This window comes from Tardiphaga sp. OK246 (assembly GCF_900188215.1).
In the GTDB taxonomy this organism is placed as follows: Bacteria; Pseudomonadota; Alphaproteobacteria; order Rhizobiales; family Xanthobacteraceae; genus Tardiphaga; species Tardiphaga robiniae.
Window position 1 is genome coordinate 18999 of the sequence record NZ_FZOX01000011.1, and the last position, 21290, is coordinate 40288.

Sequence of the window (21290 nt, forward strand, 5' to 3'; positions counted from 1 at the left end):
GCGAACGCAATCGCGGGCCCTTCTCCCGGTAACTTCTGCGAGACATCCCATGGCTAAATCATCGACGCCCAAGAGCAACACCACCAATGTAACGATTCACGATCAGACACTTGTTCGCGGTGAAGGCGGCGAACTCCATCAGATCGCCGGACCAGATGACGCGTTGCTGACGACGGCCCAGGGCGGCCCGGTTTTCGACGATCAAAACTCGCTCAAGGCCGGATCGCGCGGACCGACATTGCTCGAGGATTTTCACTTTCGTGAAAAGATCTTCCATTTCGATCACGAACGGATTCCCGAACGCGTGGTCCATGCACGCGGTTATGCCGCGCATGGCTTCTTCGAAAATTACGGTTCACTGGCCAAGCATACCCGCGCAGATCTGTTTCAGCGCGCAGGCGAGCGAACCCCCGCCTTCGTTCGATTCTCGACGGTCGCGGGCAGCAAAGGGTCGTTCGACCTCGCACGCGACGTGCGCGGCTTTGCCGTCAAAATCTATACCCAAGAGGGCAACTGGGACCTGGTCGGCAACAACATCCCGGTGTTCTTCATCCAGGATGCAATCAAGTTTCCCGATCTGGTCCATGCCGTGAAGGAAGAGCCCGACAGCGCCTTCCCTCAGGCGCAGTCGGCGCATGACAACTTCTGGGATTTCATTTCGCTGACGCCCGAAAGCATGCACATGGTCATGTGGCAGATGTCGGACCGAACGATTCCCCGCTCTTTCCGCTTCATGGAGGGGTTCGGCGTCCATACGTTCCGCTTCGTAAACGCCAAGGACGAATCGACCTTCGTCAAATTCCACTGGAAGCCGAAGCTCGGTCTGCAATCGGTGCTGTGGAACGAGGCCGTCAAGATCAACGGCGCCGATCCGGATTTTCATCGCCGCGACTTGTGGAGCGCTATCCAGTCCGGCGACTATCCCGAATGGGAGCTGCGGGTGCAGCTGTTCAACAACGAGTTTGCTGACAAATTCGATTTCGACGTGCTCGACCCCACCAAGATCATCCCCGAAGAACTCGTGCCCCCGATCGCTATCGGCCGTCTGGTGCTGGACCGCATGCCGGACAATTTCTTTGCTGAGACCGAGCAGGTCGCGTTCATGACGCAGAATGTTCCGCCCGGCATCGACTTCACCAATGACCCGCTGCTGCAAGGCCGCAACTTCTCCTATCTGGATACACAGCTGAAGCGACTCGGCAGTCCGAACTTCACCCATATCCCGATCAATGCTCCGAAATGTCCGTTCGGACATTTCCAGCAGGACGGGCACATGGCCATGCGCAACCCGGTCGGTCGCGTCAACTACCAGCCAAATTCGTTCGGCGTAGGCCCGCGCGAGTCAACCGCCAAAGGCTTCAAGACATTTGCTGACATAGAGCAAGGCGCGAAGCGTCGGCTGCGCGCGGAGAGCTTTGCGGATCACTACAGCCAGGCACGGCAGTTCTTCATTAGCCAGACCAGGGGCGAGCAACACCATATTGCCGCAGCGCTGACTTTCGAATTGAGCAAAGTGAAGACACCGGTGATCCGCGAGCGCATGGTCGCGCATCTCCTGAACATCGATGAAGGACTGGCCAACAGGGTCGGCACCATGCTGGGTCTTCCGACGATGCCGAAGCCTGCTGACGCGACGATGCCCACGCGGCAGGATCTGGCGGAGTCGCCAGCGCTCAGTATTGTCTCAAATGGCCCGCAGCGTTTCGAGGGCCGCAAGCTCGGCATCCTCGTCACCGACGGGGTCGATGCCAAGCTGCTTGCCGCCCTACAAGGCGCGGTGACGGAGGCTGGCGCAACATACGAGATCATTGCGCCAAAGGTGAACGGGGTTGAAGCCAGCGATGGCAGCTTGGTCGCCGCCGACCAGATGATCGATGGTGGCCCGTCCGTTCTCTATGACGCAGTCGCCGTGCTCCCGGCGGAAGCCGGAATCGACGACCTCTTGCAGGAATCAACCGCCCGCGACTTCGTCACCGACGCCTTTGCCCACTGCAAGTTTATCGGACATTCCGAGGCCGCCGAGCGGTTGTTCGCCAAAGTGGGAATCGCGGACGACCTCGATGAAGGCGTCGTTGCGCTGGGCAGCGCCGACGACGTGGCGGGCTTCATGGACAAGCTGGCCAAGCTGCGGCTCTGGAGCCGCGAACCGAGCGTCAAGATGCGCTGAAGCGTGCAGTTGCCCGCCCTGTGTGCGGGCCGGCATAACTTTTGAGCAAAGCTTTCAGGTCGAAGCAATGGCGCGGGATTTTATGGTGCGCCATTGCTATGTCTTGCAAGAATTCTCTGAGCCGCCGCAGCATTAGGGAATGACTTGGCCGCCGGTTATGCCCTAGGTTGCGCGGGCTATGCGCTGGTTCCATCTGCGCAGGCACGACGCAGGAGACTTCGACACCATGACCCGCCTGGAAATGACCCGCCGCACGGCGCTGCTGACCTCCGCCGCCATTGCGGCCAATGTCGCGAACCCGCTGCGCGCCTTCGCGCAGGAAACGCCCCGCAAGGGCGGCGTATTCAATGTCCATTACGGTGCAGAACAGCGTCAGCTCAACCCCAGCATTCAGGCCTCCACCGGCGTCTACATCATCGGCGGCAAGATCCAGGAAGCACTGGTCGATCTCGACGCCAATGGCCAGCCGGTCGGCGTGCTCGCGGAGAGCTGGGAATCCACACCAGACGGCAAGACCATCACCTTCAAGTTGCGCAAGGGCGTGACCTGGCACGACGGCAAGCCGTTCACCTCCGCCGACGTCCAATTCACCGCCATGAACATGTGGAAGAAGATCCTCAATTACGGATCGACCCTGCAGCTGTTCCTGACCGCCGTGGAAACGCCGGACGCGCAGACCGCGATCTTCAAATATGAGCGCCCGATGCCGCTCGGCCTGCTGCTGCGCGCGCTGCCGGACCTCGGCTATATCTCCGCCAAGCACCTCTATGACGGCAGCAGCGACATCCGGCAGAATCCCACCAACCTCGCCCCTGTCGGCACCGGCCCGTTCAAATTCGTCAAATACGAGCGGGGCCAATACATCATCGCGGAGCGCAACGAGAATTACTGGCGCCCGAATGCGCCCTATCTCGACCGCATCGTCTGGAAGGTCGTCACCGACCGCGCTGCCGCTGCCGCCCAGATGGAAGCCGGCGACATCCAGTACAGCCCGTTCACCGGTCTCACGATTTCCGACACGGCACGGCTGAGCAAGGACAAGCGCTTCATCGTCTCCACCAAGGGCAATGAAGGCAACGCGCGCACCAACACCATCGAGTTCAATTTCCGCCGCAAGGAGCTGGCCGATATCCGCGTTCGCCGCGCCATTGCGCATGCGATCAATGTGCCGTTCTTCATCGAGAATTTCCTCGGCGACTTCGCCAAGCTCGGCACCGGCCCGATCCCCTCGGTCTCCACCGACTTCTATCCGGGTCCGGACACGCCGCAATATGCCTATGACAAGAAGAAGGCGATCGCGCTGCTCGACGAGGCCGGCTTCAAGCCCGGCGCCGGCGGCACCCGCTTCTCGCTGCGTCTGCTGCCCGCGCCATGGGGCGAGGACATCTCGCTATGGGCGACCTTCATTCAGCAGTCGCTCGGCGAAGTCGGCATTCCCGTCGAGATCGTCCGCAACGATGGCGGCGGCTTCCTGAAGCAGGTCTATGACGATCACGCCTTCGACCTCTCAACCGGCTGGCACCAGTATCGCAACGATCCCGCCGTCTCGACCACGGTCTGGTATCGCTCCGGCCAGCCGAAGGGCGCGCCCTGGACCAACCAGTGGGACTGGAAGAACGAGGCAATAGACAAGGTGATCGACGACGCGGCCACCGAGATCGATCCGGTCAAGCGCAAGGCGCTCTATGCGACCTTCGTCAAGGACGCCAACACCGAACTGCCGGTGTGGATGCCGATCGAACAGATCTTCGTCACGGTAATCACGGCCAAGGCGCGTAACCATTCCAACACGCCGCGCTGGGGATCGTCGAGCTGGCACGATCTTTGGCTTTCCGCCTGAGCCAAACTTCGCCACAATAGCCAGATGCGCATCCTGAGCCTTGCGGGGCGGCGTCTCGCCGCCTCGATCCCCACTTTGTTTCTGATCCTGATCGGCGTGTTCCTGCTGCTGCAATTCGCACCGGGAGACACGGTCGATGCCATGATGGCGCAGATGGGCGGCGGCGACGCCGCAACCGCCCGCGAGCTGCGCAAGTTCTACGGGCTCGACCTTTCGATCCCGATGCAGCTCGGCAACTATCTGTGGCGACTGATCCGCCTCGATCTCGGCTTCTCCTCGATCTATGGCAAGCCGGTCGCCACCGTGATCCTCGAACGGCTGCCGCCGACGATCCTGCTGATGACCGCGTCGCTGTCCTTTGCGTTTTTCTTCGGCCTGCTGCTTGGCGTCGTCGCCGCGCGCGGCGTCAACAAGTGGCCGGACACGCTAATCTCCACCCTCGGCCTCGTCTTCTACGCGACCCCGTCGTTCTGGTTCGGCCTGATGGCCATCGTGGTGTTCTCGATCTATCTGCAATGGCTGCCCGCTGGCGGCTTCGAGGATATCGGTGCCGCACAGACCGGATTTGGCCGCACCATCGATATCGCGCTGCATCTGATCCTGCCGACACTCACGCTGGGCCTGATCTTCCTCGCCATCTATCTGCGCATCATGCGCGCCTCGATGCTGGAAGTGCTCAATCTCGATTTCGTCCGCACCGCGCGCGCCAAGGGTCTCGACGAGACCCGCGTGGTGGTGAAACACGTGCTACGCAACGCCCTGCTGCCGATGGTAACGCTGATCGGCCTGCAGGCCGGCACCATGCTCGGCGGCTCGGTCGTGGTCGAAAGCGTGTTCTCCCTGCCGGGCCTTGGACGTCTCGCTTACGAGTCCGTCGTGCAGCGCGATCTCAACACGCTGCTCGGCATCGTCTTCGTCTCGGCGCTGCTCGTGATCCTCGTCAATTTCCTCGTCGACCTTCTTTATGCGCGGCTCGATCCGCGCATCCAGGCGGAGGCATGAGATGATGGACGCGGTCAAACGCTATTTCCGCAGCCCGGCCGCCGTCGTCGGCCTGCTGCTCCTGCTGGTGGTCATCGTGATGGCGATCACCGCGAGCTGGATCTATCCGCGCGATCCGCTGGCGCTGGCCGGCCGGCCGCTGATCTGGCCGTTCTCCAATCCGCGCTTCCTATTGGGCACCGATAATTCCGGCCGCGATATCGCGGCGCAGATTTTCTACGGCGCGCGCATCTCGCTGCTGATCGGCGGTGTGGCGACTGTCATCGCCGTCGTCATCGGCGTGCTGATCGGCGCTTTTGCCGGCTATTATGGCGGCTGGGTCGATACGGTCTTGATGCGCATCACCGAGGCGTTCCAGACCCTACCGAATTTCGTGCTGCTGCTGGTGCTGGTCGCCGTGTTCGGCTCGACCATCACCACCGTCACCATCGCCGTGGGCATCGTGTCATGGCCCGCGCCGGCGCGGCTGACGCGCGCCGAATTCATGTCGCTGCGCAGCCGTGAATTTGTGCAGGCCGGACGCACGCTGGGCATGAAAGACATTCAGCTCATTCTGGGCGAGATCCTGCCCAATGCGCTACCGCCGGTCATCGTCTATGCCAGCGTGGTGATGGCGCTGTCGATCCTGCTGGAAAGCGCACTGGCCTTCCTGCGTCTGTCCGATCCCAATGTGGCGTCATGGGGCAACCTCATCGGCCTCGGCCGCGACGTGCTGCGCGTGCAGTGGTATGTCTCTGCGATCCCCGGCATCGCCATCCTGCTCACGGTGCTCGCGGTGTCGCTGGTCGGCCAGGGCCTCAATGACGCGCTCAATCCGAGACTGAAAAGCCGATGAGCGCCGTGGACAATCCGATCCTCACCATCGACGGCCTGAGCGTGAAGCTGCCGAAAGGCGCCGACCGCTCGCACGCGCTTGGCGGCGTCTCCATGGCGATCGCCGCCAACGAGATCGTCTGCGTGGTTGGCGAGTCCGGCTCCGGCAAGTCTGTCATGGCCAATGCCATCATGCGGCTGCTGCCCGGCGAAGTTGCCATCGATGGCGGCCGCGTGCTGTTCGAGGGCAAGGACCTCACCAGCGCGTCGAATACCGAGATGCGCAAGGTGCGCGGCGCCGGCATCGCAATGATCTTCCAGGAGCCGATGACGGCGCTCAATCCGCTGCGCACCATCGGCGACCAGATCGGCGAGATGTTCGAGATCCATACCGAACTCTCCAAGACCGAGATCAAGGCACGCGTGCTGGGGCTGCTGCAGGACGTGCACATTCCCGATCCCGTACAGGCCGCGCGTGCCTATCCGCACGAACTCTCCGGCGGCCAGCGCCAGCGCGCGATGATCGCCATGGCGCTCGCGCTTGATCCGCGGCTGTTGATTGCCGATGAGCCAACCACCGCGCTCGACGTCACCACGCAGGCGCAGATCCTCAAGCTGATCAAGGAATTGCAGACCCGCAGGAATACGGCGGTGCTGTTCATCACCCACGATTTCGGCGTGGTCGCCGAAATCGCCGACCGCGTGGTGGTAATGCAGCATGGCAACGTGGTTGAACAAGGTGCCGTGAAGGATGTGCTGACCAATCCGCAGCATCCCTATACGCAGCAGCTGATCGCCGCGGTGCCACCATTGACGGCGCCGCCGCCGCGCGCACTGTCCGACGACATCATCCTGACGCTCGACAACGTCTCGAAGACCTATCGCAATGGCGGCTTTCTCGGACGCGGCGTGCGTGTGACCCATGCGGTGAAGTCCGTCTCCCTGAAACTGCCACGTGGTGCGACGCTCGGCATTGTCGGCGAGTCAGGTTCGGGCAAATCGACGCTGGCCCGCTGCATCATCAGGCTGATCGATCCCGATGGGGGATCGATCGTGCTGGAAGGCAAGGACTGGGCGAAGCTCACGCGCGACGAGGTGCGCCGCGAGACCAGACACATCCAAATGGTGTTTCAGGACCCGTTCGCCTCGCTGAACCCGCGCCGCAAGGCCGGCGACCTCGTCGCGCAGGGCCCGATCGTGCACGGTACGCCGCGTGCGCAGGCAGTTGCACAGGCGAAGGAGCTGTTTCGGCTGGTCGGCCTCGATCCCTCGGCCATCGATCGCTTCCCGCATGAATTCTCCGGCGGCCAACGCCAGCGCATCGGCCTTGCGCGCGCGCTCGCGCTGAAGCCCGACGTGCTGGTGGCCGACGAGGCTGTCTCGGCGCTCGACGTCTCCGTGCAGGCGCAGGTACTGAAGATGTTGCACGAACTGCGCGAGCGGCTTGGGCTCTCCATCGTCTTCATCACGCACGATCTGCGCGTTGCCGCGCAGATCTGTGATCTCGTCGCTGTGATGAAAGACGGCGAAGTCGTCGAGCACGGACTGGCCGGCGAAGTGTTCGGCAATCCGCAGCATGCCTATACGCAGGCGCTGCTGGCTTCGATCCCCGGCGGCGATTTTGCGCGCAGCAGGAAGCCGGTGGTGGTGTAGCTCCATCCCTCATGGTGAGGAGCGCGCACTTGCGCGCGTCTCGAACCATGAGATGGCTAGGTTCCGAGCTCGCGCCCATCCTTCGAGACGCCGCTGCGCGGCTCCTCAGAATGAGGGCTGAGTGTGTGGCGTACGCTAAGCCATCTCCTTCGCGTCCCTTCGCCGGTACACCAGCAGCATGAACGGCGCGAGCAGGCGCATCAGGCCGTGGGCTGCGATCGGGACTGGCTCGGAGAATGGCAGCGCCAGTTCGCTCTCCGGCACACCGCGCACCACCTTCGAGAATTCATCGCCGAGCGCCACCGACAGCGCCACGCCGCGGCCGTTGCAGCCGGTCCAGCCATAGGCATTCGGCCCGAGCTTGTGCATGCGCGGCAGGAAGTCCGTGGTCATGCCGACATAGCCGTTCCAGACATAGTCGAACTGGACATCGCCGATCTGTGGCCACAGCCGCTTCAGACGTTCCGCGACCATAACTTTCAGCCGCTCCGTCTTGTCGCCGAGCCCGACCACATTGCCGCCGGTGACGAGGCGATTGCGCGCGTCGTAGCGCGCGAAATAGAGCTCACCATGCGTGTCGGACATCGACTGCCGACCGGGGATGATGGTCTTGCGCGCCTCGTCCGACAGCGGCTGCGTCGCCATCTGCCAGGACAGCACCGGCATCACCTCACTCGCGATGCCCGGAGAGAGCTGCTTGGAGAATTCACCGGTATAGGCATTGGTGGCGACGATCAGGCTGCGTGCGCGAACCTCGCCGTTCTTCGTCTTGACGATCCAGCGATCACCCTTGCGCTCATAGCTCTCCACCGGCGAGCGCGCATAGATACGGCCGCCCTGCTCCAGCACCACGCGCGCAAGGCCGCGCGCCAGCGCCAGCGGATTGATATGGCCGCCGGTCTTGTTCCAGAAACCGCCGAACCATGCATCAGAGCCGAGCAGCGTGCGCATCAGCTCTGATGACAGCAGTTCGACCGGCGCGCCATGCTTTGACCACTGCCGCACGCGGCGCTCGGCGATCTTGATGCGGCCCGGCGAATGCACCGGCTGAATCCAGCCATTCTGTTCGGCCTCGGCCTGGATCTGATAACGGCGCGTGAGGTCGAACAGGATCGAGGCGCTGTCGCGGATCAGCCCGACGAGGCGCTCGCCGGCGGCGCCGTAGCGCTTGATGATGTCTTCGGGATCGGGCCGCGACAGCGTCGGGATGACCTGGCCGTTATTGCGCCCCGACGCACCCCAGCCGGGCTCCATCGCCTCGACCACGGCGACATCGACACCGGCTTCTCGCAGATGCAGCGCCGTCGAGAGCCCCGTGAAGCCGCCGCCGATGACGACCACATCGGCATCAACAGCGCCTTTCAGCTCGGGCAAGTCCGGACCCGGAGGCGTGACGCCGGCCCAGAGCGACTTCGGCCAGGGCACAGTTGCGGTATCCATCGTCACGCCTTTCTGCAGCATCAATCATGCATTGCGCCGCGCAAACCGAACATAACCGTTCTCTTGCGGCACCCCTGCATTCTGCATAGTTTACGGCCCTGATCCATTGCAAGGTAATGAGCACGTGACGCTGAAAAACATCGTTGGAATCGACCACGCCGTGGTCGTCGTCAAGGACCTCGACGCTGCTGCTGCGAACTGGAAGAGCCTGGGCTTTACGGTGTCGCCGCGTGGCACCCACAGCGCCAAGATGGGCTCCGGCAATTACACCATGATGCTCGGCCCGGACTATGTGGAGCTCTTGGGCGTGCTCAACGAGACCGAGCACAATGCGCCGACGCGGGCGTTTCTCGCCAAGCGCGGCGACGGCATCGAGCGCATCGCCTTCACCACCACCGACGCCGCCGTCGGCGCCGAGGAAATCCGCGCGCGCGGCTACACGCCGATCGGCCCAACCGATTTCGAACGCCCGGTAACGATGCCGGACGGTAGTCTGAGCGCGGCGAAATTCGCCACCTATCAGTGGCCCTATGAGGAAGCCCCCGGCGGCCTCCGCATCTTCGCCTGCCAGCACAAGACCCGCGAGACCGTCTGGATTCCCGAACTGCGGGTGCATGCCAATACGGCGAAGCGCCTGAAGAAGGTGTTCATCGTCACGCCGGAGCCGGAGAAGGACGCGCAGCACATGGCGAAGCTGATCGACGGCGCTGCGCGCAGCGAAGCCGATGGCGCTGTCATTGTGCCGTCGGGCGGCGACCGCGCCGACTTCGTGTTCGTCACCAAGGATGTATTGGCGAAGCACTTCCCAGGCACATCGTTGGCCGGCATTCCGGAGCGCGGCGGCATTTCACTGGTGTTCGGCGTGGCTGATATTGCAGCGGCCGAAAAGGCCGTCGGTTCAGCCGGCAGCCGCAGCGATGTCGGCGTGGTCGTGCCGCCGAGCAAGGGCAATGGCGTGTTGCTGGCGTTTGTGAAGGATTGATCTTGCTTACCTCGCCCCGCTTGCGGGGAGAGGTCGACTTTCACTTGCGCGAGCAAGTGGAAGTCGGGTGAGGGGGAGCCAGTGTTTCACTCGCTGGCTCCCCCTCACCCGTCTCGAATGACCTTCGGTCATTCGATCCACCCTCTCCCCGCCTAGCGAAGCTTCGCTTCGCCGGGCGGGGCGAGGGACCTACGGCGCCCGGCTCTTCACTTCACCCAAATCCCAGAACAACCCCGCCATGATGTTCAGCGCCTCCTCCGTCACCGGCAGGAGAATGTGTTCATCGGGCGCATGCTGCGAGCAGCCGGGATAGGAATGCGGCACCCACACGGTGGGGAGGCCCAGAATATCCGTGAACACGTCATTCGGCAGCGAGCCACCGAAATTCGGCAGCAGCGCCGGCGCGCTACCCGTGGTCTTGCGAACGGATTCGACGGCCCAGCCAACCCAGGGATTGTCGATATCGGTGCGTGAGGCCGAAAAATATTGCGACTGGCTCACCTTGATGTCGGCAAAACCGTTTGCGGCAAGGTGTTTCTCGATTGCCGGTACGACATTCTCGATGTCGGTGCCGACGACGAAGCGAAGCTGCAGCACCGCGCCGGCCTTGCCGGGAATGGCATTGGCGGGATTGTTGATATTGCCCGCATTGATCGCCAGCACTTCCAGCGTATTCCAGGCATAGAGCCGTTCCGCCGGCGACAATCCGTCTTCGCCCCAATTCTCCGACAGAGCCGGTTCATCGGCCGACGGCGCGACGATCACGTCAGCCAGAGCCGCACGGACCTGATTGGAAATGCGCGGCGGTTTCAATGCGTCCAGCAGGATACGGCCGTTTTTGTCGACCAGCGTCGCTATCGCCGAAGCGAGGATCGTCGCGGGATTAGCGAGCAGCCCGCCCCAGTTGCCGGAGTGATGCGCGCCGTCGCGCAATTCGATATCGAGATGGATGCGGCGGCCGCCACGGCAGCCGAGGAAGATCGTCGGACGCTCGGCCGAGAGACGCGGGCCATCGGAAGCCAGAAACAGATCGGCCTTCAATGCATCGCGATGGGCTTCGCAGACCTTCGGCAGATCGGGGGAGCCGATCTCCTCACCCATCTCGATAATGAACTTGGCATTGAAGCCGAGCTTGCCGCCGCGCGCTTCATGCACGACGCGAAGTGCGGCGATGTTGATGGCGTGCTGGCCTTTATTGTCGGCGGTGCCGCGGCCATAGACGCGCTCGCCGACGGTGGTGCAGCGCCACGGATCGAGCCCGTCGCGCCACTCGCCTTCCATGCCGGGGACCACATCGCCATGGCCATACATCAGCACGGTCGGCAGGTCGTCGCTCTCATGATAGGTCGCGAGCAGATGGGGTCCGCGCCCCGACGGCGACGGGATGATGTCAGTCGTAAAGCCGAGTGCCGTGAAGGCCGGCGTCAGTTCCTGTTCGAGATAGGCGCGCAGATCGTCGGCGCGCTTGTCGCTCTGGCTCTCGGTCTTGTAGCCCACCATGCGGTCGAGCGTGGCGAGGAAATCACCTGACGTGAACTGCGCGTTGACCCGCGCGATGGCATCAATTCGTGTCATCTCAGAGCGACGCCATCACGGCTTCGGCCTCGGTCAGCAGGCGATCGGCATTTGCCTCGGTGAAGACCAGCGGCGGACGAACCTTCAGCACATTGGCATGAGGGCCCGTCGCCGAGATCAGCACGCGACGTGCGCGCAGACCATTGACCACGGCAGATGCCGCAGCGGCATCCGGCTCTTTGGTGCTGCGATCCTTCACGAGTTCGACGCCGACATAGAGGCCGGAGCCACGGACGTCGCCGATCTGCTCATATTTCTTCGCCAGCGCATGGAAGCCGTCGCGCAGGATCTTGCCGACGCGGAGCGAATTCTCGACCAGCTTCTCGTCGCGAATGACGTTCAGCACGGCCTGTGCGGCCGCCATCGCCACGGTATTGCCACCGAACGTGTTGAAATAGCGGTTATCGCGGCCGAATTTCTCGACGATCTCCGGCAGCATGACGGCGGCAGCAACCGGATAGCCGTTGCCCATCGGCTTGCCCATGGTGATGATATCAGGCGTGATGCCGTGGCGCTGATAGCCCCACAGTTTCTCGCCGCTGCGGCCGAAACCGGACTGCACTTCATCGGCGATGAACACGCCGCCAGCCTTGTGCACGACATCGATCACCGGCTTCAGCACGTCCGTTGGATGCGAGAAGATGCCATCGGACGAGAACATCGAATCCGCAATAAAGGCGGCAACGCCGGCACCGCGGCGCTGCAGGTCGACGATCTGCTCGGACACTTTCTCCGCCATCCATGCACCAATCTTCTCCGGCGCGATGCGATAGGAATCCGGCGCGGGGACGCGGCGCACGAAGGTGCCGAGCGGCGAATACGGCCCGAGCGATGGCGAGAAGCCCGCGGTCAGTTCCGAATTGCCGTGATAGGCCTCCTCGGTGATGATGATGCCCTGGTTGCCGGTGTGATGCTTGGCCATGCGGACGGCGAGATCGTTGGCTTCCGATCCGGTACAGGTGAACATCGCATGGCGCTTCGGCCCCTCGAACGTGCCGAGCAGGTCTTCGGCGTAATCGAGAATGCCCTTCTGGATGTAGCGCGTGTGGGTGCAGATGGTCTGTGCCTGCTGGGTGATCGCATCGACCACGCGCGGATGGCAGTGGCCGACCGACACCACGTTATTATAGGCGTCGAGATATTCATTGCCCTCTGAATCATAGAGCAGCACGCCCTTGGCGCGCGCGACCTCGACGGGGTTGCTGTAGAACAGCCGGTAGGCTGGACCGAGCAGATCGCTGCGGCGCTTCACGAGCTCGCGGCTCTCCTCAGTGAGGCCGGTTGCCGTGGCGGGGTCGAAGCCGTTGACCATCTTGCCGCGCGGGGCGCTGGTGACTGCGGTCATGTTGTTGTTTCCTCTGGAAGCAGGGTCGGATGTGGCAAAGATTATCTGGCGAAGTCCATCAACTGATCGGAGATCTCGTCCATCGAGCGGGCGATGAACCAGTCCATCTGCACCCAGGTCTGCTCGTTGTTGCGCAGGACATAGGCGGCGACGGACGGCACCCGGTTGGCCATGGCCGTGGACAGCAGCAGGCGCGTCGCCAGACGCGAGAAGATCAGATGCGGAATGAGGCTGAGTTCTTCCGCGGTGAGGTCAGCGATAGAAAGATAGCCTTTGAGCAAATCGCGGCCATCGGCAAAGACATCGCCGTCCATGACGACCGGCAACTGGTTGAGCATCGCCGTCGAGGCGTCGATGGCAATCGCGGTGCGGACCGTGTCGCCGAAATCGATGATGCCGCTGACAAAACCCGGCAGCGACGCATCGACGACGACATTGGAGCGGGTAAAATCATTATGCAGCACCTGCATGCGGCACTGCTTGAGCCGGGTTTCGATGGCGGCAAAGCGCTCCAGTGCAGCCTCGACCTTGCGGCGCTGTGCGGCATCGGTGATTTCCGCCAGCAGATCGCGCAGCGTCAGCAGGTTCTTGACGTCCCATGCGACAACCCTTGAATCCGACGGATGGCTGAAATCGGCCAGCGCGAGGCGGAGCCGCGCCAGCAATTTGCCGATCTCGGCCCGACCCGACGCCGTGGACGGCACCTCGCTGAGAGGCTGGCCTTCGAGATAGGACATCATCCGCACCTGCCGGCGCTGGCCGGCACGATCCAGATAATTGAAATGCCGCTCGCCCTTGTCGTTGGGAATGACGCGCGGCACCGGCAGATCGGGCGCACGCGCCGCGACGTGATCGAGCACCTGCACCTGCAGATCAATCTCGGGAATGTCCTCGATGGGGTTCGCAACCTTCAGGATAAAGCGCGGCCCGCTTGCCGGCGCGATTCGGAAGGTGTCGTCCTTCTCGGTGGCAAAGCGCGTGGGACGGCCTTCGATGCCAAAACGCTCGCGGGCGAGATCGACGGCCTCATCATCCGTCATATTTATATACGATGCCGCGAGTCCGCCCTGCATTGCACCCGGACGCGCGGAAGGCTCAAATGTCACCTGAACTGATCCATCTCGATTCGGAACCCGGCACGTCGCGGCCGGTACGCGCGACCATAGCAATGCTGTTCCCGCTTGTCAGGGCGTCCGCGCGGATGCGGGCATTTTCGACGAATTAAGCCCGTATTTTCTGCCTTTGCTGCCCATTTGGGCATGGATGCCACGGAAGCCACATCCATCGCATATGCGCGGCATCGATGCGCCGGGCGCCGTCAACGCCTATGGCGTGGGCCGACCGACGATACAGCAGGCGACGGCGTAAGCGCCGTTGCGGTGGCCTTGGCTATTTGCCCTTGGCGGCGCCAGGCCGCACATCGCTGATCGGCACACAGCTCTTCTTGCGACGCTGGTTGTTCGGCGCACCTTGCACCTTCAGCACCTTGCCCGCCGAACACGAACCGTTGTCGACGAACACGGTCGCATACGGATCCATCATCAAAGGTTCGAAGGAGAGAAATTTTTGCGCGAAACACGGCTGGGCGACGGCCGTCAGGAACAGTCCAAGTAGAATAGTACGCACGACGATTATCTCACATAGATGACAAGACCGCCGATGATCACCAGGGCCGCGATAGCAAGAACATGGGCGCATGCAATCGAAACCGCCTCGACGGCGGAACCGACCTTCTGCCTGAGCTTCGACTCCTTGAATCGGAGCATAGGCATGCGAGACGCCACTTGCGCCTTGAAACGAGAGTCAGTCAATGAGCAGTCCCCAAATGCCGGCGCAAGCACTTTGCCGACGAGCAAAGACTTGCGGTCAAATGAGGCGACAGTGAGTCAGGGTAACAGCCGACAATGATCGCCGGGATTCGTCGGTCAGTTGGATTCCATGATCCATGCCCTGCCCGCTTGCGCGACGGACGGCGCAACATCGCGGCCGCAGAACTCCGCAGCGCGTTCGAATTGTTCCTGAATTTCCGATGTTACCACCCCATTTGCGGCATCGAGTTCCCGCAGCGAGATGGTCGATGTGAAGGTTCCGGCAAAACAGCTGCAGAACTTTTTGGAATCGCTCGAAGGTTTGTTCGGCCGCTTGCGAAAGTGGTTCGAACAGCTTGTTTCCAGATTGTTCGCCATCTGATCAATTTCGTTCGCATAGATCGGGGACGCGATCACGGCGGCAAGTGCCAGTATAAATGTAGTTTGTCTCATAGTGCGATCATAACCTCGGTACTCCAGCAACGCATCGTCACTCTGTCGTCATCCTCAGGTTCCACGGGAGAAAGCTCGTGCTCACGCGCCTGTGTTCGGTATTCCGACATTCGGGGTTGAATTGTTGCAATTGTGACGGTTGAACAAATGAGCCGCATTGGCGATGTTCGCGGATGAGGGGATGCCAAAAGTGATTGTGATTCTGCGATCTGCGGTCTGAGCGCCGCATTATTCGCTTATTCAATGGGTTCTCTGCTACGCGACGATCTCGGCATTTCCAGCAGACATGTCAGGTCGATAACGCTACACTGTCCGGGATTGATTGCGCTGTTGCTTGCGCTCGAATTCCTGAGCACCAACTGGACCACGCCGTTGCAGGATAGCGGCATGCCCCATAGGGACGCCTTCATGGACAAGATCGCTCCGCATAAAGTCACGAAGGCCGATATCGTCTTCTCCGTCGGCCGCGGCCTCGTGATGGCCGCAGCCATCATCGGCGCCACATATTTCCTTGGAAGCTGGTATCTCGGCGGCAGCGACCTGGAATCGATCTATCAGACTGAAAGCTATAACGACGCCTCCACGACGCCGCGAAGCGAACATGCGACTGCGCCCGGCACGACGGAGGAAGCGACGCAGTAAGACACTGCGCGCCTCCCCTTATCTGCGCAGATGCGCGAGCTAGTAAGCCACTGCTTGCGGCCGCCCGACGCCGCTATAGAGAAATCCGTTCCGCGTCACTTCATCCGGCGAATAGATGTTGCGGAGATCGATGATCACCGGACAGGCCATGATCGCCGCCATCTCCTTCAGATCGAGCGCGCGGAACTGCTCCCATTCGGTGACGATGACCATGGCGTGACACCCGCGGGCGCATTCATAGGGCCCCTCGCAAAAGGTGACGTTTTCGAACACCTTCTTCGCCTGCTCCATGCCAACGGGATCGTAGACCCGCACCTCGGCGCCCATATCCTGCAGCGCCGTGATCAACGGAATCGACGGCGCATCGCGCATGTCATCGGTGTTGGGCTTGAAGGTCACGCCGAGTATGGCGATGGACTTGCCGCGTAGATTGCCGCCGAAGGCGTGCGCCACCTTGCGTGCCATGGCGCGCTTGCGCTGGTCGTTGACGGCCACCACGGTCTCGACGATGCGCAGCGGCGCTTCGTAATCTTGGCCCGTCTTGATCAGTGCCAGCGTATCCTTCGGAAAACACGAGCCGCCGTAACCCGGTCCGGCGTGCAGGAACTTCAGGCCGATCCGGTTGTCGAGGCCGATGCCCCGCGCGACTTCCTGCACATTGGCACCGACCTTCTCGGCAAGATCGGCGATCTCGTTGATGAAGGCCACCTTGGTCGCCAGGAACGAGTTGGCGGCGTATTTGGTCAGTTCAGCCGTGCGGCGATCCGTATACATGATCGGCGACGAGTTGAGATGCAGCGGCCGGTAGACTTCCGCCATGACATCCTTGGCGCGCTGGTCGCTGGAACCGATGACGATACGGTCGGGATGTTTGAAGTCTCTGATGGCAGCGCCTTCGCGCAGGAATTCCGGATTCGAGACTACCGCGAATTCGGCATCCGGGTTCTCTTCGCGAATGATGCGCTCGACCTCATCACCAGAACCGACCGGCACCGTCGACTTGTTGACCACCACGGTGAACTTCTTGATGGCTTTTGCGATCTCGCGCGCCGCTGCATAGACATAGGACAGGTCCGCATGGCCGTCACCGCGCCGCGACGGCGTGCCGACGGCGATGAAGACCACTTCGGCTGCACCGACGGCGGATGTGACATCGGTGACGAATTTCAGCCGTCCCTGCTTGGCGTTGCTTGCGACCAGCGCATCGAGACCGGGCTCATGGATCGGAATCTCGCCGTTGTTCAGCGCATCGATCTTTCCCTGATCCGTATCGACGCAGGTGACGTGATGGCCAAAGTCCGAAAAGCACGCCCCCGACACGAGCCCCACATAGCCAGCGCCAATCATGGCAATTCGCATTGCATGTCCTGTCTTGTAAACAGTCCGCGGTCAGAACGACCCGGACATCCCCCGAGAATTCCGCATGCGCCTCAGCTGTTGAGGATCAACTCGCCGTCGAGATGCTGCGGAAAGAAAAAGAAGTTGTTGACGTAAGCTTGCCCGGGTTTACGGCCACCATTGGGCAACAGCGCATCGGCGTCCTGCATTTCCCCAGCGTTGAAATGATCGATGGAGATCACCTCGTCGTCCTGAAGGAAGAAGCCGCGATAGGATTTGTCGCGAAAGAAATCGAACACCGAGCGCGTCGCCTCGGCACGGTGACGATCCTCTGCCTCGACAAGGAAGACCGGCTGGCACCGGTCGATCAGGCCGACGGCTCCATGCAAGACGCTCAACTCGTGCCCCTCGACGTCCACCTTCACGAAGGACACGTCCTCGCGCACGACACCATCGAGACGCGCCAATGGAACATGCGTCGTGATCAGTTGCTTCACCGACGGCTCATATTGCTGTTCGAGCGATGCCCGCCCGTAAACAAGGCCATCCTCGCCTTGCGGTGTGTAGAGCTCGGCATCGCCTTCATGATCCGAGAGAGCCACTTCATGAATGCGGACATTGGACGCGGAGGTGCGCCGGAGGAGATCGGCCATCTCATGCGACGGCTCGAACGCATGGACCTGACCGGACAGCCGCGCCAGTTGCTGGGTGTAGAGACCGCAATTGGCGCCGACATCCACCGTGACGGCACCCTGCGGCACGATCTTGTCGAGATAGGCCAATTCACGCTCCGCCGATTTGGGACGCTTCAGGAAGCGCCAGCGCAGATACATCGACGGGAAAGCGTCTTTCAGAAGCTGCTTGGTCCGTTGCGTCGCCGTCATGGCTGTCACCCTTCGTTCGAGGCTGGTTTCAAGGCAAAACAATTCCGGGCGCCGGACGGGGATCCGCCAGCGCAATGTCTGCAATGTGTGATGTGATCGATGCCGCCGCTCAATCGGTCGTGGGCATCAGAAGGCATTACCGGAGAGGAATTCGCGCCGGACCGTCTGCACGATGATCATGATGTCCATACGCATCGACCATTTCTCGATATATTCGAGGTCGTAATCGATGCGCGAGATCGCCCGGGGCGCCTCCACGGTGCTGCCCCGGCAGCCGCTCACCTGGGCCAGACCGGTGATGCCGGGCCGTGCGCTGTGACGCGTAAAGTAATACGGCACAAGATCTTCATAGAGCACGTTGGCGGCCAGCATGCCCGGGACATGGGGCCGCGGCCCAACCAGAGACATATCGCCCTTGAGCACGTTGATCAGCTGCGGAATTTCGTCGAGGCTGGTCTTGCGCAGCAGCTTGCCAATCCGCGTCACCCGGGCGTCGCCTTCGACCGTCTGCTGAATGCCGCGCTTGTCGCCGGCATCGGTGCGCATTGAGCGGAACTTGTAGATCTTGAAGAACCGGTTGCGGTAGCCATAGCGATACTGGGTGAAGAACACCGGTCCCGGCGAGGTCGCCTTGATAATGATTGCGATAGTGATCAGCAGCGGCGCGAGAAACAGCAGGGCTGAGCCCGCGGCCGCAATGTCGAACAATCGCTTGGCAATCGACTCCGACGGCTCGCACCGAGCAACCTGGTTCGTCCGGCGGCTGCGATAGGCGCTGTTCCGATAGGACCCGTGGCCGGCAAACTCGACCGGCCGCACTGAAATGAACTGCCGCTCTTTCCAGAGCGGCGTCACCTTGTTGCGATCAAAACCAACTGAAACTGTAGAGGCCATGCTCTCGCTCCCTGCTGGAACTTTGGTGCGCGATAATCGAACAGAAACATGCCTATGTGGCAGGCATGCGAATTCAGAACCCTTCCCTTCGACGAACATTCGCAATTGCGAAACCCTCTTCGTCGATCAGCAAGAACCTTCATCCCTGAAGATTTCTTAACTGTGCGAACGAATTAGGGCGGCAAAACGGTATTGGCGTGTAACATTACGCAGTCGCAATATTGATATAATTGTGCGGCGCGCAAAAATCTTTGTGCACGGAAGCGCTTAGATCGTTTTGTCCGTCTATTGCGCTGCATCACGCTCACAGCAGCCATGCAAAATAATTACACGACGCAGATCGATGAATTGCATCGCGTCGCTGCGAGATCGGGTGCATGATCTTCGCAATTAACAAATAGCCACCAAGCGGCAATCGATTCGAGCTTGATTTTTCACTCGATACTAAAGCGCGCCCATTATGTTGCGCACTGAGACTGCTCACTCCGCCAGATATTTCGGCATCGCCATGGTCGCTCGACGAACACCTCAGATGACTACAGGGGACATTTCATTTCCCCCGCGCGCGATTGCCGTGGATAAGGCCACTATCTCCAACCCTGTGGATAGTTCTGCCAACGATGTGCGTAACGCATCTGGCCGCAAACTGCGAAACAGACTTCTTCTTATCAATGCGGCCGTCTGGGTCGCTGTGATCGTCGCCGTTCGCATCATTTTCTTCTGAGCTCTTCGCTATCCCCAAAGCTTTATGAGTCCCAAGGCGTTGCGCGGCCGATTGAATTTGACCGCGACGGTTCCCTGATCGTAGCTTGCGCGAAATGCCGCGCTCCCTCTCCAGGTCAGATTCGAACAAGGCGGCACTGCCGCCCGATACGCGCATCTATGCCATCGGTGATATTCACGGACGCGCCGACCTGCTGCAGGAAACCATCGCGCGCATCGATGAGGACATCCGACGTCGCCCGATCACCTATGCGGCGGAAGTCTATATCGGCGATTACATCGATCGTGGCGCGGATTCGAAAGGTGTGATCGATTTGCTGGCAGTCCGCATGGTGCACAACCATGCAATCTGCCTACGCGGCAATCACGAAGCCATCATGGAAGACTTCCTGGAGGATGCCAGCGTGCTTGAGCACTGGCGCCAACTGGGCGGACTTCAGACTCTCGCGTCCTATGGCGTTTCTCCATCGCGCACGGCAACGGCGCGCGATGTACAGAACGCCTTTCGCGCCGCATTCCCTCCGGCGCACGACGCTTTCTTGCGTTGCCTGCGGAACAATATCAGATGCGGCGACTTTTTGTTCGTTCACGCGGGCATTCGTCCCAATGTACCGCTGTCATCTCAAGATCCACATGATCTGATGTGGATCAGGGACGAGTTTTTGGATTCCAAGCGCGATCATGGCGTCTATGTGGTGCACGGACACACACCGGTTCCCCATGCAGATATTAGAGATAACCGTGTGAATATTGACACAGGTGCGTGGCGCAGCGGCATCCTCACGTGCATTGCCATCGAAGGCACAGAGATTCTGGTTCTCTAAGAAGACATTAGTACGCAATCTGCGCACTCTCTGAGTACGCCACATTCTTTCGCCGTTTTTTGCCGGACACTCTCGCGCAATTGTCGTCTGCATCAATTGTCATCGAATTGATGCAGATGATCACATTGATGTTGTGTTGGGGGTCTACCATGTTGCGAACGAACCGATGCGCCGGCATTTTGATAGTACCGGTGCTTTCATTTTTCCTTGCTGGCGTCGCTCCGTCGATCTCGCTCGCACAGGACCAGCGGGTTTCTGCGGCTTCGCCGTCAGGCACCTATCTTCTTGGACCAACTGACAGGATTCGTCTGAAGGTCTATGGCGAAGCTGATATCACCGGTGAATATGAAGTCGACAGCAACGGATTTGTATCGATTCCCCTTGCGGGCCACGTGAAGGCCGCTGGACTGACCACACGGCAATTAGAGAAGGGCATCTCGTCCGCGTTGGCCAAGGGAATCGTGCGAGACCCACGCGTGAATGTGGAAATCGCGCTGTATCGACCCTTCTATATCCTCGGCGAAGTGAAGAAGAGCGGCGAATACCCTTATCGCATGGGCCTGACCGTGATGGATGCCGTCGCGACCGCAGGCGGGTTCACCTACCGTGCCAATGAGAACAAAGTGTATTTGCGGCGGTCGGGCTCAACCGTCGAAGAGATCTATGCGCTCGATTCACCGGTGCTGATATTTCCCGGCGACAATGTGCGTGTCCCAGAACGATACTTCTGAACTCATCATTTTTGATTTTGTCTGATGTGTAGTGACCGATGCGCGCCTTCATGTCGCGCGTCGCCATAGTCTCGACTTTTTGCGGTGCGTATTCTTGTGCAGTGCGACGAACTTTACTTCGTACTTCGCATTGTGGGCAGCAAAGAGAAGGGCGTTTCATCAGACGAGTGTTGAGT

19 protein-coding genes are annotated in these 21290 nt (G+C 61.0%); 9 read left to right on the forward strand and 10 right to left on the reverse strand.

All coding sequences use genetic code 11. The annotated features are described in order from the left end of the window. Window positions 1-49: 49 nt before the first annotated feature. The 5 genes from katE to CHC01_RS30270 all read left to right on the forward strand — a co-directional run bounded on the left by katE (window position 50) and on the right by CHC01_RS30270 (window position 7475). Window positions 50-2167 carry a catalase gene (katE, locus tag CHC01_RS30250; RefSeq protein ID WP_089268048.1) on the forward strand — a complete coding sequence of 706 codons (2118 nt, stop codon included), beginning with the start codon at window positions 50-52 and terminating at the stop codon, window positions 2165-2167. A 226-nt stretch (window positions 2168-2393) separates the two neighbouring features. Continuing rightward, window positions 2394-4007 (forward strand): ABC transporter substrate-binding protein, encoded by a 1614-nt coding sequence (locus CHC01_RS30255; RefSeq protein WP_089268099.1) that lies wholly within the window; start codon window positions 2394-2396, stop codon window positions 4005-4007. Between the two features lie 24 nt (window positions 4008-4031). Next, a complete protein-coding gene (locus CHC01_RS30260) occupies window positions 4032-5009 on the forward strand; it encodes an ABC transporter permease (protein ID WP_089268049.1) in 978 nt (325 codons plus the stop codon). Window positions 5010-5013: 4 nt separating this feature from the next. Next, the gene (locus CHC01_RS30265) at window positions 5014-5844 is read left to right on the forward strand and encodes an ABC transporter permease (RefSeq protein WP_068738869.1); all 831 of its coding nucleotides are present in this window, start codon (window positions 5014-5016) and stop codon (window positions 5842-5844) included. Next, complete coding sequence (locus CHC01_RS30270; RefSeq protein WP_089268050.1) at window positions 5841-7475, forward strand: ABC transporter ATP-binding protein; 1635 nt, start codon at window positions 5841-5843, stop codon at window positions 7473-7475. Before CHC01_RS30265 ends, CHC01_RS30270 begins: the two co-directional genes overlap by 4 nt. A 135-nt stretch (window positions 7476-7610) precedes the next feature. Here CHC01_RS30270 and CHC01_RS30275 read toward each other — a convergent pair whose 3' ends face one another. Next, window positions 7611-8915, reverse strand: a complete 1305-nt coding sequence (locus CHC01_RS30275) for an NAD(P)/FAD-dependent oxidoreductase (RefSeq protein ID WP_089268100.1) — start codon at window positions 8913-8915, stop codon at window positions 7611-7613. A 124-nt stretch (window positions 8916-9039) separates the two neighbouring features. Between CHC01_RS30275 and CHC01_RS30280 the strand changes: the two genes are divergently transcribed. Continuing rightward, window positions 9040-9897, forward strand: coding sequence for a VOC family protein (locus tag CHC01_RS30280; RefSeq protein ID WP_089268051.1), 858 nt, complete (start codon window positions 9040-9042; stop codon window positions 9895-9897). 189 nt (window positions 9898-10086) lie between these two features. On the opposite strand, the gene CHC01_RS30285 is transcribed toward CHC01_RS30280, so the two are convergent. The 6 genes from CHC01_RS30285 to CHC01_RS30305 form a co-directional block, all read right to left on the reverse strand. Then, window positions 10087-11472, reverse strand: coding sequence for a M20 family metallopeptidase (locus tag CHC01_RS30285; RefSeq protein ID WP_089268052.1), 1386 nt, complete (start codon window positions 11470-11472; stop codon window positions 10087-10089). Between the two features lies 1 nt (window position 11473). Further along, window positions 11474-12817, reverse strand: a complete 1344-nt coding sequence (locus CHC01_RS30290; protein WP_502695692.1) for an aspartate aminotransferase family protein — start codon at window positions 12815-12817, stop codon at window positions 11474-11476. A 41-nt stretch (window positions 12818-12858) separates the two neighbouring features. Further along, window positions 12859-13857: a phosphotransferase gene (locus CHC01_RS30295; RefSeq protein WP_210421726.1), complete on the reverse strand. Its 999-nt coding sequence runs from the start codon at window positions 13855-13857 to the stop codon at window positions 12859-12861. 349 nt (window positions 13858-14206) lie between these two features. Then, window positions 14207-14443 (reverse strand): DUF6719 family protein, encoded by a 237-nt coding sequence (locus CHC01_RS30300; protein WP_089268054.1) that lies wholly within the window; start codon window positions 14441-14443, stop codon window positions 14207-14209. Window positions 14444-14448: 5 nt separating this feature from the next. Further along, complete coding sequence (locus CHC01_RS32810; RefSeq protein ID WP_158596770.1) at window positions 14449-14589, reverse strand: hypothetical protein; 141 nt, start codon at window positions 14587-14589, stop codon at window positions 14449-14451. A gap of 153 nt (window positions 14590-14742) precedes the next feature. Further along, a complete protein-coding gene (locus CHC01_RS30305; RefSeq protein WP_139285855.1) occupies window positions 14743-15078 on the reverse strand; it encodes a hypothetical protein in 336 nt (111 codons plus the stop codon). 387 nt (window positions 15079-15465) lie between these two features. On the opposite strand from CHC01_RS30305, the gene CHC01_RS30310 reads away from it, so the two are divergent. Then, window positions 15466-15720, forward strand: a complete 255-nt coding sequence (locus tag CHC01_RS30310) for a hypothetical protein (protein ID WP_139285856.1) — start codon at window positions 15466-15468, stop codon at window positions 15718-15720. A gap of 39 nt (window positions 15721-15759) precedes the next feature. On the opposite strand, the gene CHC01_RS30315 is transcribed toward CHC01_RS30310, so the two are convergent. The 3 genes from CHC01_RS30315 to CHC01_RS30325 form a co-directional block, all read right to left on the reverse strand. Beyond that, entirely contained in the window at window positions 15760-17079 is a 1320-nt protein-coding gene (locus tag CHC01_RS30315; RefSeq protein ID WP_089268057.1) for a UDP-glucose dehydrogenase family protein, read from the reverse strand. A 71-nt stretch (window positions 17080-17150) separates the two neighbouring features. Continuing rightward, window positions 17151-17942: an FkbM family methyltransferase gene (locus CHC01_RS30320; protein WP_089268058.1), complete on the reverse strand. Its 792-nt coding sequence runs from the start codon at window positions 17940-17942 to the stop codon at window positions 17151-17153. Between the two features lie 126 nt (window positions 17943-18068). Then, window positions 18069-18836 carry a sugar transferase gene (locus tag CHC01_RS30325; RefSeq protein WP_068738572.1) on the reverse strand — a complete coding sequence of 256 codons (768 nt, stop codon included), beginning with the start codon at window positions 18834-18836 and terminating at the stop codon, window positions 18069-18071. 818 nt (window positions 18837-19654) lie between these two features. On the opposite strand from CHC01_RS30325, the gene CHC01_RS30335 reads away from it, so the two are divergent. Both CHC01_RS30335 and CHC01_RS30340 read left to right on the forward strand, forming a co-directional pair. Further along, window positions 19655-20383, forward strand: a complete 729-nt coding sequence (locus CHC01_RS30335) for a metallophosphoesterase (protein ID WP_089268102.1) — start codon at window positions 19655-19657, stop codon at window positions 20381-20383. Window positions 20384-20532: 149 nt separating this feature from the next. Next, window positions 20533-21114 (forward strand): polysaccharide biosynthesis/export family protein, encoded by a 582-nt coding sequence (locus CHC01_RS30340; protein WP_089268060.1) that lies wholly within the window; start codon window positions 20533-20535, stop codon window positions 21112-21114. The last annotated feature ends 176 nt before the right edge of the window (window positions 21115-21290 follow it).